Origin of the sequence: Nocardioides sp. NBC_00850, from assembly GCF_045207335.1 — a bacterium.
In the GTDB taxonomy this organism is placed as follows: Bacteria; Actinomycetota; Actinomycetes; order Propionibacteriales; family Nocardioidaceae; genus Nocardioides.
Genome location: NZ_CP108845.1, coordinates 5,000,922 through 5,016,437, shown reverse-complemented (window position 1 = coordinate 5,016,437; position 15,516 = coordinate 5,000,922). Strand labels below are relative to the sequence as shown.

Below are 15,516 nucleotides of genomic sequence, written 5' to 3'. Positions count from 1 at the left end.
CACACTCACTCCTGATGACCGAGTGGGATGCACCGATCCGGACCGTGCGGCCGGAGCCGTTCAGCGGGCAGGCGCTCGTCGAGCGGCTCCGGCTGACCGGACTGGCTCTGGGCTACGCCCTGATGATGGCGCCCGCCCTGGTGCTGGCGATCCTGACCGTGCTCTCGATCCCGCTCGGGCTGGTGTTCGGGGTCGGCATCGGGATCGCCCTGGGCGCGGTGCCGGCCACCCAGGCCGTCGCCGGAGTGCATCGCCGGGTGAGCGGGATGCTCCTCGGGGAGACAATCCCGGAGACGTACGCGGACCTGAGTGCGCGGCCGGTCCTGAGCCGGCCGTTCCGGTGGCTTCGGGAGAAGGCGCGCTGGCGCGACTTCGCCTTCTGCTGCTTCTCGGCGACCGGGGGCTTCGTGCTGTCCCTGCTGCCCGCGGCGTTCCTGACCGTGCCGCTGACCTGGCTGATCCTGAGTTTCGCCGGCATCACCTGGGTGGTCTGGCTGCTGCTCCTGCTCACCGGCCCGCTGCTGCTGGTGTGGTGGGTGGCGACCCCGGGCCTGGTCCGGGCGCGGACGCTGGCCGAGCGCGGCATCTTCGGTCAGGGGGAGGTCGCCGCGCTGGCCGCCAGGGTGGAGAAGGTCGAGTCGACCCGTGCCGAGACGCTGGACCACTCGGCGGCTGAGCTGCGTCGCATCGAGCGGGACCTCCACGACGGTGCCCAGGCCAGGATCGCCGCCGTCGGGATGAGCGTCGGGCTGGCCGAGAAGCTGATGGCGTCCGACCCCGACGCCGCCGCCGCGCTGCTGCGCGAGGCCCGCGAGACCACGGTGTCCGCGCTGGAGGATCTACGCGGAGTCGTACGCGGCATCCTGCCGCCCGTGCTCGCCGACCGTGGCCTCGTGGGAGCCGTCCAGGCTCTCACCGCGGGACTGCCGCTGCCGGTCACGGTCGCCATCGAGCTGCCCGGGCGCCTACCCGACCCGGTCGAGTCGGCGGCATACTTCGCGGTGGCCGAGTGCCTGGCCAACGCTGTCAAGCACTCCGGCGCCGACCGTGCGTTCGTACGCGGCAGCCACAACGGGCAGCGGCTGCGGATCGTCGTGGGCGACAACGGCCGCGGCGGCGCCGACCCGACCGGACACGGGCTCGCCGGCGTCGCGACGAGGCTGGCCGCCTTCGACGGCACGGTCGAGGTCGAGAGCCCCTCCGGCGGCCCGACCCTGATCACCCTGGAGGTGCCTTGCCGGATCTGAGGGTGGTCCTGGGCGAGGACCAGGCGCTCCTCCGCGTCGGTCTCACCCGGATCCTCGAAGCGGGCGGGATCGAGGTCGTCGAGGCCGTCGACAACGCGCCCGCCCTGGCTCGGGCCCTGGTCCGGCCGGACGTGGACGCGGCGGTGGTCGACGTACGTCTCCCGCCGTCCTTCACCACCGAGGGCATCACCGCGGCGATCGAGGCCAGGCAGGCGCGGTCAGGTTTTCCGGTGCTGGTGCTGAGCCAGTACGTCGAGCCGCTCTACGCGCGCGACCTGCTCGCCGGGGGAGAGGGCGCGGTCGGCTACCTGCTCAAGGACCGCGTCGCCGACGTCGACGCCTTCCTCGGGGCGGTGCGCCAGGTCGCCGGCGGCGGGACGGTCCTCGACCCGGAGGTCGTCGCCGCGCTCCTCACCCGCCGGGAACGCCCGCTCGACCGGCTCACCGAGCGGGAGCGCGAGGTGATGACGCTGATCGCAGAGGGGCGCTCCAACGCCGCCATCGCCGCCCGGCTCTTCGTCAGCGAGAAGGCGGTCGGCAAGCACATCAGCTCGATCTTCACCAAGCTCGACCTGCCCCAGGCGAGCGACGACAACCGTCGCGTGCTCGCCGTCCTGGCCTGGCTCAACGACACCTGACCCGGCGCCATCTCGGCGCCGGGCGGACAGGTCAGTCGTCCTGGGTCTTGCCCGGCAGGTCGAGCATGCGCTGGAGGGCGAGCTTGGCGTAGCGCTCGGTGTCGGGGTCGACCTCGATGCGGTTGACGACCTGACCCTCGACGAGGGACTCGAGGGCCCAGACGAGGTGGGGGAGGTCGATGCGGTTCATCGTCGAGCAGTAGCAGACGGTGCGGTCGAGGAAGACGATCCGCTTGTCCGGGTGGGCGTTGGCGAGGCGCTTGACCAGGTTGAGCTCGGTGCCGATCGCCCAGGCCGACCCGGCGGGAGCGGCCTCGATGGTCGAGATGATGAACTCGGTCGAGCCGACCAGGTCGGCCTTGAGGACGACCTCGTGCTGGCACTCGGGGTGGACCAGGATCTGCACACCCGGGATCTCGGCGCGCAGGTCGTCGATGGTGTCGGGGGAGAAGCGGCCGTGGACCGAGCAGTGGCCCTTCCACAGGATCACCTTCGCCGCCCGCAGCTCCTCGGCACTGAGGCCGCCACCGGGCTTGAGCGGGTCCCAGACCACGCAGTCGCCCAGGGACATGCCGAGCTTGAGCACGGCGGTGTTGCGGCCGAGGTGCTGGTCGGGGAAGAAGAGGACCTTGGCGCCCCCTTCTGAATCAGTCTTCTGGTCGAAGGCCCACTCCAGCACGGCCTGCGCGTTGGAGGAGGTGCACACGACGCCGTCGTGGCGCCCGCAGAACGCCTTGATGTCGGCGGAGGAGTTCATGTACGTCACCGGCACGACCTGGTCGGCCACACCGGCCTCGGAGAGCGCCTCCCAGGCCTTCTCGACCTGGCCCAGCCGCGCCATGTCGGCCATCGAGCACCCGGCCGCGAGGTCGGGGAGGATGACCGCCTGCGACGGAGAGGTGAGGATGTCGGCCGACTCGGCCATGAAGTGCACGCCGCAGAAGACGATGTACTCCGCGTCCGGCCGGGCGGCGGCGTCGCGCGCGAGCTTGAAGGAGTCCCCGGTCACGTCAGCGAACTGGATGACCTCGTCGCGCTGGTAGTGGTGTCCGAGGACGAACACCTTCTCGCCGAGCTTCTCCTTGGCGGCGAGCGCGCGCTTGACCAGGTCGGGGTCGGAGGCGGCCGGCAGATCGCCGGGGCACTCGACGCCACGCTCGGAGTTCAGGTCGGTGCCACGCCCCAGGGGGAGCAGCGGGAGGTCGACAGTCGTCATGATGACGATAATACATGTCGAGGGCTGGGCGCCCCGGTGGCATGGGTCACATGGTGGTACGGATCAAGCGCGCAGGGGACGCACGGCGTCCCACCCCGGGTCGGTGTCGACCCGGGTGACGACGTCTCCGTGGACCCAGCCGCCGACCGTCTCCTCGAGCCGTTGCGGGGCGGAGGTGGTGGGGTCGACGTAGGCGTGGAGAAGGCGTACGCCGTTGGTGGTCTCGTGCGCCACGACGCGGCCGTCGGGGCCGAGGGTCGAGGCGAGCCGGTCCTCGAGCTGGCCGAGCTCGCGCAGGGCGTCGGGGGAGGGGAGACCCCGCTCGGCGAAGCCGACATAGGGGACCATCACGCCGACGTGATGGGTCAGATTGGGGGCGGTGACCGGGTGCAGGGGCACGACCGCGCTCGCGATCACCGGCCCCTGGGGGCTCTCCCCGTGGAGCAGCACCCAGGCCGGGTTGCCGTCGGGGTCGACGTACTCCTTGCGGAGGTTGCGTACGGCGACGCGCAGCCCGTCGAGGCCGAAGCCGTCGCGGGGTCGGGCGGTGGTCGTGTCGACCTCGCCGATCCACAGCTCCGTGCTGGACTCGCCCAGCGTCGTGTCGAGGGCGTGGAAGGCGACCTGGAGACGGGCGTCGTCGGCGAGGTCGGGGAAGGCCGGGTGGAAGAGGGTGAGGTCGAAGTGAGCGCCGTTCTGCCGGGCGGCGACCAGCACGTCGGCCAGCCTGATCGCGTCACCGGAAGGCGTGGTGAGCACCGCCTCGACCGGGTCGTCGACGGGCGGGCGCTGGTCGCTGAACTCCCAGGGCGAGACGCCGTCGGGCTCGGGGGCGGCGAGCAGCCAGCGGCGTGCCAGCGCACGATGGTCCGGGTTGCCGCCGGCCGAGACGACGAGCAGCCGGCCGCCCAACGGCCCGGGGCCGACCTCCCAGCTCAGACCGGCCTCGATCGCGTCGATCCGTCTGGCCAGCAGCGCGACGAGAGCGTCCTGGTCGTCGGCGTCGAGCGCCGCGCCACAGGCCAGAGCGCCCTTCTGGGCCCACCAGGTCCAGAAGCCATTGATCCGCCTGGTCTCTGAGTCGCCGGCCCCGCGCCGCCCGAAGATCCGCACGAAACGACCTTAACGCGACGCATGCGGAATGGTTACGACACTCAAAACGTCAGGTGGAACACCTGGTGCTTCCGTGCGCGGGTAGGTTTCGGCCATGCGAGTGCTGATCGCCCCCGACAAGTACGCAGGCACGCTCACCGCCGCCCAGGCGGCCGCCGCGATCGCGGAGGGCTGGCGGCGTACGGCGCCCCGCGACGAGCTCTCGCTCGCGCCGATGGCGGACGGCGGACCGGGTTTCCTCGAACTGCTGCACGACGTCCTCGGTGGCGACCTCCACGACATCGAGGTCAGGGGCCCGCACGGTGAGCCGGCGACCGCGCAGGTGCTGGTCGACGGCGAGACCGCCTATGTCGAGTCGGCCCAGGCCGCCGGCCTGCACCTGACCGGCGGGAAGGGAGCAGAGCAGGCGAGCTCGTACGGAGTGGGCCAGCTGCTCCTCGCCGCCCGTGACGCCGGCGCGAGCACGGTTGTGGTCGGCCTCGGCGGCTCGGGCACCAGCGACGGGGGAGCGGGGCTGCTCGCCGCGCTCGGCGCCACCGCGGACCGGCCGCTCGATGCCGGCGTCGCCGGGCTCGAGGGCATCACCGAGGTCACGCTCCCCGAGCCCCCGGGCCTCGAGATCGTGATCGCCAGCGACGTGGACAACCCGCTGACCGGGCTCTTCGGCGCGATCAAGGTCTACGGCGAACAGAAGGGGCTGGCCGAGGAGACCATGCCCCGCTGGGACGGGGTGCTCCAGGATCTGGCCGCTGCCACGTCGCGCAAGACCGCGACCGAGAAGGGCGCGGGGGCGGCCGGCGGGATCGGGTTCGCGCTGCTGCTCCTCGGCGCCACCCGGCGGCCGGGGTTCGACGTCGTCGCCGACCTGCTGGGGCTGCCCGAGCTGGCCGCCCGGACCGACCTGGTGATCACCGGTGAGGGCTCCTTCGACCCGCAGAGCGCGGCCGGGAAGGTGCCGGCCGGGGTCGCCAAACTGGCCGAGCAGGCGCTGCGGCCCTGCATCGTGCTGGCGGGCAAGGTCAGCATGAGCGGGCGGGAGATGCGTACGCTCGGCATCGACGCCGCCTACTCGCTCGTCGACAGTGTCGGCGAGGAGCAGGCGCTCGGCCAGGCGTACGACTCCCTGGTCCAGGTCGCCGCCAGGGTGGCCCGTACGTGGTCCGTCGACCAGCGGGAATAACCGATGATGTGCGACGATTGAGCCTTAAGACACACCCGCACCCACGCACAGGGAGCCCAGCTACATGACCGAGCAGACGACCGAACGCCGCGAAGACTCCATCAACGTGAGCGACGTTGCCGCTTCGAAGGTGAAGAGCCTCCTGGAGCAGGAAGGCCGAGACGACCTCAGCCTGCGCATCTCGGTGCAGCCCGGTGGCTGCTCCGGCCTGCGCTACCAGCTCTTCTTCGACGAGCGCACCCTCGACGGTGACGTCGTCACCGACTTCGACGGTGTCTCCGTCGTCGTCGACCGGATGAGCGTTCCCTACCTCAACGGCGCCATGATCGACTTCGTGGACAGCATCGAGAAGCAGGGGTTCACCATCGACAACCCCAACGCCACCGGCTCCTGCGCCTGCGGCGACTCCTTCCACTGAGTCAGCACAGCCACTGAGCATCAGCGCGAGCGCCCCTGTCCGACTCGGACAGGGGCGCTCGCGCGTTCGGTGACGCTCAGGCAGGGACCGGTGCGGGCCGGCGACCGGCGAACGCGGGCGTCGCCAGGGCCAGCACGAGGAGCACGAGCCCGAAGGCGGTGGAGGCGAGCATCGCGGTCTCCATCGCCGGTTCGACGCCCGCTGCGGCGCGGCTGGTGAACACGGCGGTGAGCGTCGCGACGCCGATCGCCCCGCCGAGCTGTTGCATCGCCTGGAACATCCCGGCGGCGGCACCGGAGTCCTCACCCCCGGCCGCCGCCATGATCGCGGCGCTGGCCGGGGTGAAGAAGAACGGCGCGGTGAAGCCGAAGACGAAGCACGGCAGCAGGACGCCGGCCCACAGCGGGGCATCGGCGGCGAGCAGTACGAACGCGACCAGCCCGGCCAGGCCGAGGGCGACCCCGAGAACGATCGTGCCGCGGTCGCCGATGCGGGCCACCAGCGCCGGCACCAGCCGGGCGCCGATGATCACCGACGCTCCCCACGGGAGGTAGGCCAACCCGGCCTCGAGGGCGTCGAAGTGGCGTACGTCCTGCAGGAAGAGCACCGAGAACGTGAAGAACCCGATCATCATCGCCGGCACCAGGAGCATGCCCGCATAGGGCACGGCGCGGCGAGCGCCGCGGAGCAGGCGGAGCGGTACGACGGGGTGTGCCGCGCGTGACTCCACGGCGACCAGGACGACCAGGGCGAGCAGTGCGAGAGCCAGGGAGCCGAGCACGACGGGGTCGCCCCAGCCCTCCTGGCCCGCTCGGGTGAGCCCGTGCACCAGGGCGACCATGGTGAGGGCGGAGGCGAGGGCGCCGGGGATGTCCAGGCGTCCGGGTGTCCGGTCGGCCTCTCGGACGAAGGCCACGGTGCCCACGATGACCGCCGCCCCGACGGGTACGTTGATCAGCATCACCCAGCGCCAGTCGAGGGCCACGGTCAGTACGCCCCCGGCGACCAGGCCGAGGCAGCTGCCCAGGCTGGAGCCGATGATGAACCACGACATCCCACGCAGTCGCTGCGGCCCTTCGTCGGTGTTCGCGACCAGCAGCACCATGATCGCCGGCCCGGCCAGCGCGGCACCGACGCCCTGCACGGCCCGAGCGGCGATCAGCAGCTCCCCGGACGGGGCGAGCCCTCCGGCTGCGGAGGCCACCACGAAGACCGCCGCGCCCGCCAGGAGCACGCGGCGGGGGCCGAACATCATCCCCAGCCGTCCGCTGAGCAGGAGGAAGCCCGCGAACGCCAGGGCGTAGGCGGAGACGACCCACGACAGGCCTACCGCGCTGAGCCCGAACTCCTCGCGGATGTAGGGCAGGGCGACGGTGACGATCACGCCGTCGACCATCAGCATCAGCTGGCAGGTCACCACCGCCGCCACCGCCCAACCTCCGCCGCGGGCACCGGCTCTGCTTCCGGCTCTGTTTCCGGTCCGTGCCTCGTGAAGCTCTGTCATGTCTTCGTACCTCGCTATCATCGGAACCAGGGAGACTCCCCATTTCAAATGTGGGGATAGTCCCCGGTTATTGTCAAGGGGTAATGATGACTGCGACCGAGATCACCGACTGGGAGAGCAGGCGGCCGAAGCGGGCGGATGCGCGCCGCAACTACGACGCCGTCATCGAGGCGGCGCGAGCGGCTTTCGCGCGCTACGGCGTCGACACCTCGATCGACGAGATCGCCCGTTCCGCGGGGGTCGGGAACGCGACGCTCTATCGGCACTTCCCGACGCGCGACGAGCTCATCTCCGCGGCGCTCGCGGAGAACATGGCGGCGGTGCACAAGCGGGGCACCGAGCTCGCCGGGGCAGAGGAGCCGCTGACGGCCCTGCGGGAGTGGCTGCTGGCGACGATCGCCCAGATCAGCACCTACGGGGGACTCCCGGGCAGCGTGCTCGACGCTGCCGGCCGGGAGGGGTCGCTGCTCGGGGTGACCTGTGAGCACATGCAGGAGACGACCCGGACGCTGCTCGCCCGGGCGCAGGAGTCCGGAGACATCCGGCGGGACGTACGCATGGACGACGTCTTCGATCTCGCCGCCGGGATCGCCTGGGTCGTCAGCCGTGAGCGGGCTGCCGGCCCAGACCGCGCCGCGAGGCTTCTCGACCTCGCCCTGGACGGGGTGACCGCGAGGGACTGACCGGGTCGCCGACATGACGAGAGCCCCTGTGCGTGACAGGGGCTCTCATGTCTTCGGGCAGCCACGGCATGCGGTCGTGGCTGCGTCCGGCTCAGGTCAGGGCGAGGTCGTCGGCGACGTGTCCGCAGGCCTCGAGCATGGCGGTGTCGCCCGGCTCGCGGGCCTGCATCCGTACGGCGGGTGCCGGGCGGGCCGCTTCGCGCACCCGTGGCGCGGGCAGGCGCAGCGTGCTGTCGGCGGCGGCGCAGTCGGCGCAGAGCTGCGCGGGGCTGTCGAGGTCGTCGTACGGAACGCGCATGTCTGTCATGCAAACGACGGTAAGCACTACCAATCAGTAGCAGAAGGCCGACTCAACGGTAATGTTTCATCTGCTGTCCACGGTCGAGCCTTAACGTCGCCCGAGGTCTCGCCGGTAGGGTTCCGCGCATGTCCGGTTCACTCCTGATCGCAGGCTCCATCGCCACTGACCACCTGATGAGCTTCGGTGGAAAGTTCGCCGATTCGCTGGTCGCCGACCAGCTCGACAAGCTCTCGGTGAGCTTCCTGGTCAACGACCTCGAGATCCGCCGCGGCGGCGTCGGCGCCAACATCTCCTTCGGCCTGGCCAACCTCGGCCTGGCGCCAGTGCTCGTGGGCGCGGTCGGCGAGGACTTCGCCGACTACCGCTCCTGGCTCGAGCGCCACGGCGTCAACTGCGACCACCTGCACGTCTCCGAGACGCTGCACACCGCGCGGTTCGTGTGCACCACCGACACCGCGATGGCGCAGTTCGCCAGCTTCTACCCCGGCGCGATGGCCGAGGCCCGCGAGATCGAGCTCGGCCCGATCGCCGACAAGGTCGGCGAGCCGTCGTTCGTGTTGATCGCGCCGGACGACCCCGACGCGATGAAGCGCCACACCCAGGAGGCCCGCCAGCGCGGCTACACCTTCATCTCCGACCCGAGCCAGCAGCTCGCCTTCGGCGACGGTGAGCTCATCCGCGAGCTGGTCGACGGCGCCGCCTACCTGTTCACCAACGAGTACGAGTCGCACGTCCTCCAGCAGAAGACCGGCTGGTCCGCCGACGACGTCCTGGCCCGCGTCGGCACCCAGGTCACCACGCTCGGCAAGGACGGCGTACGCATCCAGCGCAAGGGCGAGGACGCGATCGAGCTGCCCGCCGCGAAGAATGTCAATGCCGTCGAGCCCACCGGGGTCGGCGACGCCTTCCGGGCCGGCTTCCTGGCCGCGCTGGCCTGGGACTGCGAGCTCGAGCAGGCCGCCGAGGTCGGCTGCGTCCTCGCCGCCTACTGCGTCGAGACCGTCGGCCCGCAGGAGTACTCCTTCACCGCCGAGGAGTTCGTCGCCCGGGTCCGTGAGTCCTACGGCGACACCGCCGCGGACCAGATCGCACCGCACATCAAGGCCTGAACTTCTCAGGTGTTTCCTTCACTTCTCTGGCAATGCAACGCCAGAGAAGTGAAGGAATACCCGGTTAACCGGGTATTCCTCCCGGCTCAGCTCAGACGGCGTATCCGATAGACGGGCACGCCGTCTTCGGCTTCCACCTCGCCGACGAACTCCTGGCCGCGCATGCGGGCCCAGGCGGGTACGTCGTGGTGGGCGGCCACGTCGTCGGCGGCGACGGCGATGACCTCGCCGACCTCGACGTCGCCGAGGTGGCGGCCGAGCTCGATGATCGGTCGCGGGCAGGCCTGGCCGCGGCAGTCGAGGGTGATGTTGGGCGCGCTCACAGCCCGGCCTCGGCGCGTAGGTCCTTGACGATCCCGGGCAGTGCGTCGAGCACGCGCTCCACATCCTCTCGCGTCGTGTCGCGGGTCAGCGATAGCCGAACGTTACCGTGTGTCAGCGCTCCCATGGCAGCAAGCACCCGAGAGGGTTCGCGGGTGTCGGAGGTGCAGGCAGAACCGCTGGCGACACCGGCGCCGATGCGGTCCAGCGCGGTCACCAGCGCCTCGCCGTCGACGTACAGCGCCGAGAAGGTCACCAGGTGGGGGAGTCGCCCCTCGGCCGGGCCGGCGACGTCCACGTCCGGGATCTCCGTCCTGACCCGTTCCCTGACCAGTGCGACCAGCTCGTGCTGGCGGGCGTTGACCTCCTCGCGCTCGGCGACGACCGCCTGGAGCGCGGCCGCGGCCGCCAAGGCCCCGGGGATGTTCGTGAACCCCTGATCCGTACGCGACCACTCATCGCCCGGGAACGGCCAGCGCCACCGGGCGGACCGGCGTACGACCAGCACTCCCACCCCACCGGGGCCACCCCACTTGCGGGCGGATCCGGCGATCGCATCTCCGACCGAGGGCAGCGGCAGCCGTCCCATGGCGGCGCCGGCGTCGACGAAGAGGGACGCTGGGCCGGCGGCGGAGGCGACCTCGTCGAGGGGCTGGAGCGTGCCGACCTCGTGGTTGGCCTGCTGGACGGCGATCACGTCGACGTCTCCGGTCTGCACCGCGTCCCGGACGGCGGAGACCTCGACCCGGGCCTCGCCGTCGACGGCCAGCTCGGTGACGGGGGAGCGCTGCGACCATCGCGCGGCGTCGATGACGGCCTGGTGCTCGACGGCACTGTGACCTATGCCACGTGATCCGAGACCCAGGAGGCCCGCGTGCACGGCGGCGGTCCCCGAGGATGTGAAAAGCACCTCATCTCGACGCACCCCCAGCGCCTCGGCGACGACCTCGCGGGCGTTCGCGAGCAGCAGCCCGGCGTTACGGGCCGGCCGGTGGAGGCGGCGGGGGTCGGCGTACCCCTGATCCGCCGCGGCGAGCAGCACTTCCCGCGCGGCGGGATGGAGCGGTTCGGCCGAGGCGGCGTCGAGGTAGGTGAAGCGGTCGGTCACAGAACCCAACGGTAGCCATACGCGACATGAGGAACCCCTGAAGATGAATCCGGAGGCGCTCGCGGTAGTCTGCCGACATCTGAGTGTTCGCATGAGAGAGAGGCTCGTAGTGGGTCTGCACTTGCCAGGGGCCGGAACGACTCCGTCCCACGCCCGCGCCCGACGTGGTGCGCTGGTGGCGACGCTGACGGCCGGCGCCCTCCTGCTGAGTGGCTGTTCGGACGAGGCGGCGCGTTTCGGCTTCCCCGAGCCACGTTCTGAGCAGGGGGAGCACAACCTCGCCCTGTGGCAGGGCGCATGGATCGCCGCGTTGATCACGGGTGTCCTGACCTGGGGGCTCATCTTCTGGGCGATCTGGCGCTACCGGCGCCGCAGCGACGCCGACGTCCCGGTCCAGACGCGTTACAACCTGCCGTTGGAGATCTTCTACACGATCGCCCCGGTCCTGATGGTGATCGTGTTCTTCGACCACACAGTCAAGGTCCAGAACGAGATGTTGGACGACGGCAACCCGACCAACGTGATCGAGGTGACCGGCCAGCAGTGGCAGTGGACCTTCAACCACGGCATCGGTGAGCCCGACCTGAGCGCGGACGAGAACCTCGTCGACGACGAGTTCGCCTACGACAGCTACGGCTACGTCGTGGGCACGGGCTCGCACATCCCGACGCTGGTCCTCCCGGAGGAGACCACCACGCGGTTCAACCTGCGCTCGGCCGACGTCATCCACAACTTCGGTATCCCGGACTTCGGCATGAAGATGGACGTCATCCCGGGTCGGGTGAACCACTACTCGATCACCACGAAGGAGGCCACGGCCACCTTCGACCCGAGCGCGGAGGACCTCATCGAGGGCACCACCTTCCGCGGCGCCTGCTACGAGCTCTGCGGCGTCTACCACGCCCGGATGATCTTCAAGGTCGCGATCCTTTCCGAGAGCGACTACAAGTCCTACGTCGACACGCTGGCGCAGAACGGCTTCGAGGCCGAGCGCCCGCTGCTCGGTGGTGGCAAGTCCACCCGCCCCGCCGACGAGATCCCCACTCACGAGGAGGAGGGCGAGTGACCGCCACCGCTGCGCGCCCGGTCACCGAGGGCCGCAAGCCGCTCGGAACGCAGATCTACCAGTTGCTGACCACCACCGATCACAAGCTGATCGGCAAGATGTACCTGGTCACGTCGTTCGTCTGGTTCCTGATCGGCGGCCTGATGGCGCTGCTGATGCGCTCGGAGCTGGCCTTCCCGGGACAGCAGGTCGTCAACGACGAGCTGTTCAACCAGCTGTTCACGATGCACGGCACTATCATGCTGCTGCTCTTCGCGACGCCGCTGTTCTTCGGCTTCTCCAACGTGATCATGCCGCTGCAGATCGGCGCCCCTGACGTCGCCTTCCCGCGGCTGAACATGTTCAGCTACTGGCTCTACCTCTTCGGCAGCCTGATCGCGGCCAGCGGCTTCCTCACCCCGACCGGTGCGGCCGACTTCGGCTGGTTCGCCTACACGCCGCTGTCCAGCGCGCAGTACTCGCCGGGGGTCGGTGGCGACCTGTGGATCATGGGTCTCTACATGGCCGGTCTGGGCACCATCCTCGGCTCGGTCAACTTCATCACCACGATCATCTGCATGCGGGCCCCGGGCATGACCATGTTCCGGATGCCGATCTTCACCTGGAACACCCTGGTCACCTCGCTCCTCGCGCTGATCGCGTTCCCGATCCTCGCGGCCGCGCTGCTGATGCTCGAGTCCGATCGCCAGTTCGGCTCCCACGTCTTCGACGCGGCCCATGGTGGCCCGATCCTGTGGCAGCACCTGTTCTGGTTCTTCGGTCACCCCGAGGTCTACATCATCGCGCTGCCGTTCTTCGGCATCATCTCCGAGATCCTCCCGGTCTTCAGCCGCAAGCCGATCTTCGGCTACGTCGGCCTGGTCGCCGCGACCCTCGGCATCGCGATCCTCTCGGTGGCGGTGTGGGCGCACCACATGTTCGTCACTGGCGCGGTCAACCTGCCGTTCTTCTCCGGCATGACGTTCCTGATCGCGGTGCCGACAGGCGTGAAGTTCTTCAACTGGATCGGCACGATGTGGGGCGGGTCGGTCAGTTTCGACACCCCGATGCTGTGGTCGATCGGCTTCCTGACGACCTTCCTCTTCGGTGGTCTGACCGGCATCATCCTGGCGAGCCCGCCGCTCGACTTCCAGGTCTCCGATTCCTACTTCGTGGTCGCGCACTTCCACTACGTGGTCTTCGGAACCGTGGTGTTCGCGATGTTCGCCGGCTTCTACTTCTGGTGGCCGAAGATGACCGGCCGGATGCTCGACGAGCGCCTCGGCAAGGTCCACTTCTGGCTGCTGTTCGTCGGCTTCCACGCGACCTTCCTGGTTCAGCACTGGCTCGGTGTCGAGGGCATGCAGCGACGCATCGCCGACTACCTGCCCAGCGACGGGTTCACCTTCCTGAACCAGTTCTCGACGGTGGGCGCGTTCCTGCTGAGCCTGTCGATGCTGCCCTTCTTCTACAACCTCTACGTCTCCCGCAACGCCCCCAAGGTCGAGGTGGATGACCCCTGGGGTTGGGGCCGCTCGCTGGAGTGGGCCACCGCCTGCCCGGCGCCGCGCCACAACTTCGTCTCCATCCCGAAGATCCGCTCGGAGTCCCCGGCCTTCGACCTCCACCACCCGGAGATCGCCGCGCTGGAGCACGATGAGGACGATCTCGCCTCCACCGGCTCCAACAAGGAAGGCTGAGCCCGATGAAGTCTGAAGCCTGGATCTTCGTGGTCTGCACCGCCTTCATGGTGCTGGTCACCCCGGCCTACTGGTTCGTCACGTCGGCCTCCGAGGAGGGCGGCGACTGGACCGGCACCTCGGCGCTGGTGATGTGCACGCTGCTGTTCGCGATGATCACCGTCTACCTCGGCTTCCACGCGATCAAGATGGACCCGCGTCCCGAGGACCGCGAGGACGGCGAGATCGCCGAGGGCGCCGGGGAGTATGGCTTCTTCCCGCCGTTCTCCTGGTGGCCGCTGTGGGCCGCCCTCACCTTCGGTCTGATCGTTCTCGCCGTGGCCATGGCCGCCTGGTGGCTCTTCATCATCGCCGCCGTGCTCGGCCTGCTGGCCCTCGCCGGCTGGAACTTTGAGTACTACCGAGGCGAGTTCAAGCACTGAGCAGATGGACGTACGCGGGGCCCGATCCGAGATGGATCGGGCCCCGCTTCCCTTCTTGGGAAGCTCTTGGTGATGCCCGGTAGGGTTATCGCGCCCACGTCCCGGTTCAGGGCGTCGGGGTAAATGAATCAGGTCTGGAGCAGTCTCACCGTGTCAACGCAGTCACCGTTTCGCCGCCCGTCCGTGTTTGCCCGCCGCCGGGTGCTGTTGACCACGGCAGCGGCGGCCCTCGCGCCGGTGCTCGCCGCGTGCGGGGCAGACCCGGGCTCGAAGGAGCCCAAGAAGCCCGCCGAGCCGACGGTGCAGATCACGCCCAACATCGAGAACAACGCCACCGGCGTCGCGGTCGACAAGGTCGTCAAGGTCGATGTGGCCAAGGGGCGTCTCGACGAGGTCATGCTGACCGGCGCCAAGGGCACCAAAGTGCGGGGCACGATCACCGAGGACGGGCTCAGTTGGAGCGCGGGTGAGGTGCTCGAGCCGACCGCCTCCTACACCCTTGCGGTCACCGCCACCGGCGACGACGGTCTGGAGCAGACGAGCGAGATCAAGTTCTCCACCGAGGATCTCGGCCTGGACCGCCAGACCTACCCGTCGATCGCACCGCTCGACGGCGAGACGGTCGGCGTCGGGATGCCGATCATCGTGACGTACGACCTGCCGGTGACGAACAAGGCCGCCTTCGAGAAGAAGATGATCGTCGAGTCGACCCCGAAGCAGGAGGGGTCGTGGTACTGGGTGAGCGACAAGGAAGTGCACTACCGCCCGCGCACCTACTGGCAGGCCAACTCCACGATCAACGTGAAGCTCAACATCAACTCGGTCCCCGCCGGTGGCGGCATCTTCGGCCAGAAGGACCGCGAGATCACGTTCAAGACCGGTGACGCGCACATCTACCGGGCCAACGCGCAGACTCACCAGATGGAAGTCTTCAAGAACGGGCAGAAGATCAAGACGATCCCGATCACGACCGGCAAGGAAGGGTTCATCACCCGCAGCGGCGTGAAGGTGATCATCGAGAAGTTCAAGCGCAAGACCATGAACTCCGAGACCATCGGGATCAATCAGGGCGACCGGGAGTACTACAACATGGAGGGCGTGAAGTGGGCCATGCGGCTGACGTTCTCCGGTGAGTTCATCCACGGCGCGCCGTGGTCGGTCGCGCAGCAGGGCAATGCCAACGTCTCCCACGGCTGCACCGGGATGAGCGACGAGAACGCCAAGTTCCTCTACGACATGACCCGCCGCGGTGACGTCGTCGAGACCGTCGGCACCAACCGCGATATGACCTTCAGCAACGGCTGGGGCGACTGGAACACCTCCTACGAGGAATACCAGGCGGGGTCTGCCCTCGCCTGACCTGCGGCGCGCCGGGCGCCGCCTGAGTCCTCGGCGCGGTCTGAGTCGATAATGTGCACTGCAGTAAATAGCGCGTGACATCACGCGGTTGCTGCTTGCTTCCGGAAGCGGCTTTACCTACGTTCCAATGAGGACGTAATCGCGTTGCGCAG

The 15,516-nt window shown here is 69.3% G+C and carries 16 protein-coding genes; 10 read left to right on the top strand and 6 right to left on the bottom strand.

Features of this window, described 5'->3' with window-relative positions:
• Positions 1-14 precede the first annotated feature (14 nt).
• Together OH802_RS24340 and OH802_RS24335 are read left to right on the top strand one after the other, a co-directional pair.
• Positions 15-1,247 carry a histidine kinase gene (locus OH802_RS24340; protein ID WP_406022913.1) on the top strand — a complete coding sequence of 411 codons (1,233 nt, stop codon included), beginning with the start codon at positions 15-17 and terminating at the stop codon, positions 1,245-1,247.
• Positions 1,244-1,885 (top strand): LuxR C-terminal-related transcriptional regulator, encoded by a 642-nt coding sequence (locus tag OH802_RS24335; protein ID WP_406029399.1) that lies wholly within the window; start codon positions 1,244-1,246, stop codon positions 1,883-1,885. The genes OH802_RS24340 and OH802_RS24335 overlap by 4 nt, the downstream gene beginning before the upstream one ends.
• Positions 1,886-1,916: 31 nt before the next feature.
• On the opposite strand, the gene nadA is transcribed toward OH802_RS24335, so the two are convergent.
• Positions 1,917-3,101 (bottom strand): quinolinate synthase NadA, encoded by a 1,185-nt coding sequence (nadA, locus tag OH802_RS24330; RefSeq protein WP_406022911.1) that lies wholly within the window; start codon positions 3,099-3,101, stop codon positions 1,917-1,919.
• 63 nt (positions 3,102-3,164) lie between these two features.
• Positions 3,165-4,214 (bottom strand): DUF695 domain-containing protein, encoded by a 1,050-nt coding sequence (locus tag OH802_RS24325; protein WP_406022909.1) that lies wholly within the window; start codon positions 4,212-4,214, stop codon positions 3,165-3,167.
• A gap of 94 nt (positions 4,215-4,308) precedes the next feature.
• On the opposite strand from OH802_RS24325, the gene OH802_RS24320 reads away from it, so the two are divergent.
• Together OH802_RS24320 and erpA are read left to right on the top strand one after the other, a co-directional pair.
• Entirely contained in the window at positions 4,309-5,394 is a 1,086-nt protein-coding gene (locus OH802_RS24320; RefSeq protein WP_406022907.1) for a glycerate kinase, read from the top strand.
• 64 nt (positions 5,395-5,458) lie between these two features.
• Positions 5,459-5,812, top strand: a complete 354-nt coding sequence (erpA, locus tag OH802_RS24315; RefSeq protein WP_350661565.1) for an iron-sulfur cluster insertion protein ErpA — start codon at positions 5,459-5,461, stop codon at positions 5,810-5,812.
• Between the two features lie 76 nt (positions 5,813-5,888).
• Here erpA and OH802_RS24310 read toward each other — a convergent pair whose 3' ends face one another.
• Positions 5,889-7,316, bottom strand: coding sequence for an MFS transporter (locus OH802_RS24310; RefSeq protein ID WP_406022905.1), 1,428 nt, complete (start codon positions 7,314-7,316; stop codon positions 5,889-5,891).
• Between the two features lie 86 nt (positions 7,317-7,402).
• On the opposite strand from OH802_RS24310, the gene OH802_RS24305 reads away from it, so the two are divergent.
• Positions 7,403-7,999, top strand: a complete 597-nt coding sequence (locus tag OH802_RS24305) for a TetR/AcrR family transcriptional regulator (RefSeq protein WP_406022903.1) — start codon at positions 7,403-7,405, stop codon at positions 7,997-7,999.
• Positions 8,000-8,090: 91 nt separating this feature from the next.
• Here OH802_RS24305 and OH802_RS24300 read toward each other — a convergent pair whose 3' ends face one another.
• Positions 8,091-8,306, bottom strand: coding sequence for a hypothetical protein (locus OH802_RS24300; RefSeq protein WP_406022901.1), 216 nt, complete (start codon positions 8,304-8,306; stop codon positions 8,091-8,093).
• A 119-nt stretch (positions 8,307-8,425) separates the two neighbouring features.
• On the opposite strand from OH802_RS24300, the gene OH802_RS24295 reads away from it, so the two are divergent.
• Positions 8,426-9,409: a carbohydrate kinase family protein gene (locus OH802_RS24295; protein WP_406022899.1), complete on the top strand. Its 984-nt coding sequence runs from the start codon at positions 8,426-8,428 to the stop codon at positions 9,407-9,409.
• Between the two features lie 86 nt (positions 9,410-9,495).
• On the opposite strand, the gene OH802_RS24290 is transcribed toward OH802_RS24295, so the two are convergent.
• On the bottom strand, positions 9,496-9,732 hold the full coding sequence (locus OH802_RS24290) for a sulfurtransferase TusA family protein (RefSeq protein WP_350661555.1): 237 nt from the start codon (positions 9,730-9,732) through the stop codon (positions 9,496-9,498).
• A complete protein-coding gene (locus OH802_RS24285) occupies positions 9,729-10,838 on the bottom strand; it encodes a cysteine desulfurase family protein (RefSeq protein ID WP_406022897.1) in 1,110 nt (369 codons plus the stop codon). The genes OH802_RS24290 and OH802_RS24285 overlap by 4 nt, the downstream gene beginning before the upstream one ends.
• Before the next feature lie 175 nt (positions 10,839-11,013).
• Between OH802_RS24285 and OH802_RS24280 the strand changes: the two genes are divergently transcribed.
• The 4 genes from OH802_RS24280 to OH802_RS24265 all read left to right on the top strand — a co-directional run bounded on the left by OH802_RS24280 (position 11,014) and on the right by OH802_RS24265 (position 15,364).
• Positions 11,014-11,904 carry a cytochrome c oxidase subunit II gene (locus OH802_RS24280; RefSeq protein WP_406022895.1) on the top strand — a complete coding sequence of 297 codons (891 nt, stop codon included), beginning with the start codon at positions 11,014-11,016 and terminating at the stop codon, positions 11,902-11,904.
• Positions 11,901-13,583: a cytochrome c oxidase subunit I gene (gene ctaD / locus OH802_RS24275; RefSeq protein ID WP_406022893.1), complete on the top strand. Its 1,683-nt coding sequence runs from the start codon at positions 11,901-11,903 to the stop codon at positions 13,581-13,583. Before OH802_RS24280 ends, ctaD begins: the two co-directional genes overlap by 4 nt.
• Before the next feature lie 5 nt (positions 13,584-13,588).
• The gene (locus OH802_RS24270) at positions 13,589-14,005 is read left to right on the top strand and encodes a cytochrome c oxidase subunit 4 (protein WP_406022891.1); all 417 of its coding nucleotides are present in this window, start codon (positions 13,589-13,591) and stop codon (positions 14,003-14,005) included.
• Between the two features lie 150 nt (positions 14,006-14,155).
• Positions 14,156-15,364, top strand: coding sequence for an Ig-like domain-containing protein (locus tag OH802_RS24265; RefSeq protein WP_406022889.1), 1,209 nt, complete (start codon positions 14,156-14,158; stop codon positions 15,362-15,364).
• Positions 15,365-15,516: the final 152 nt, after the last annotated feature.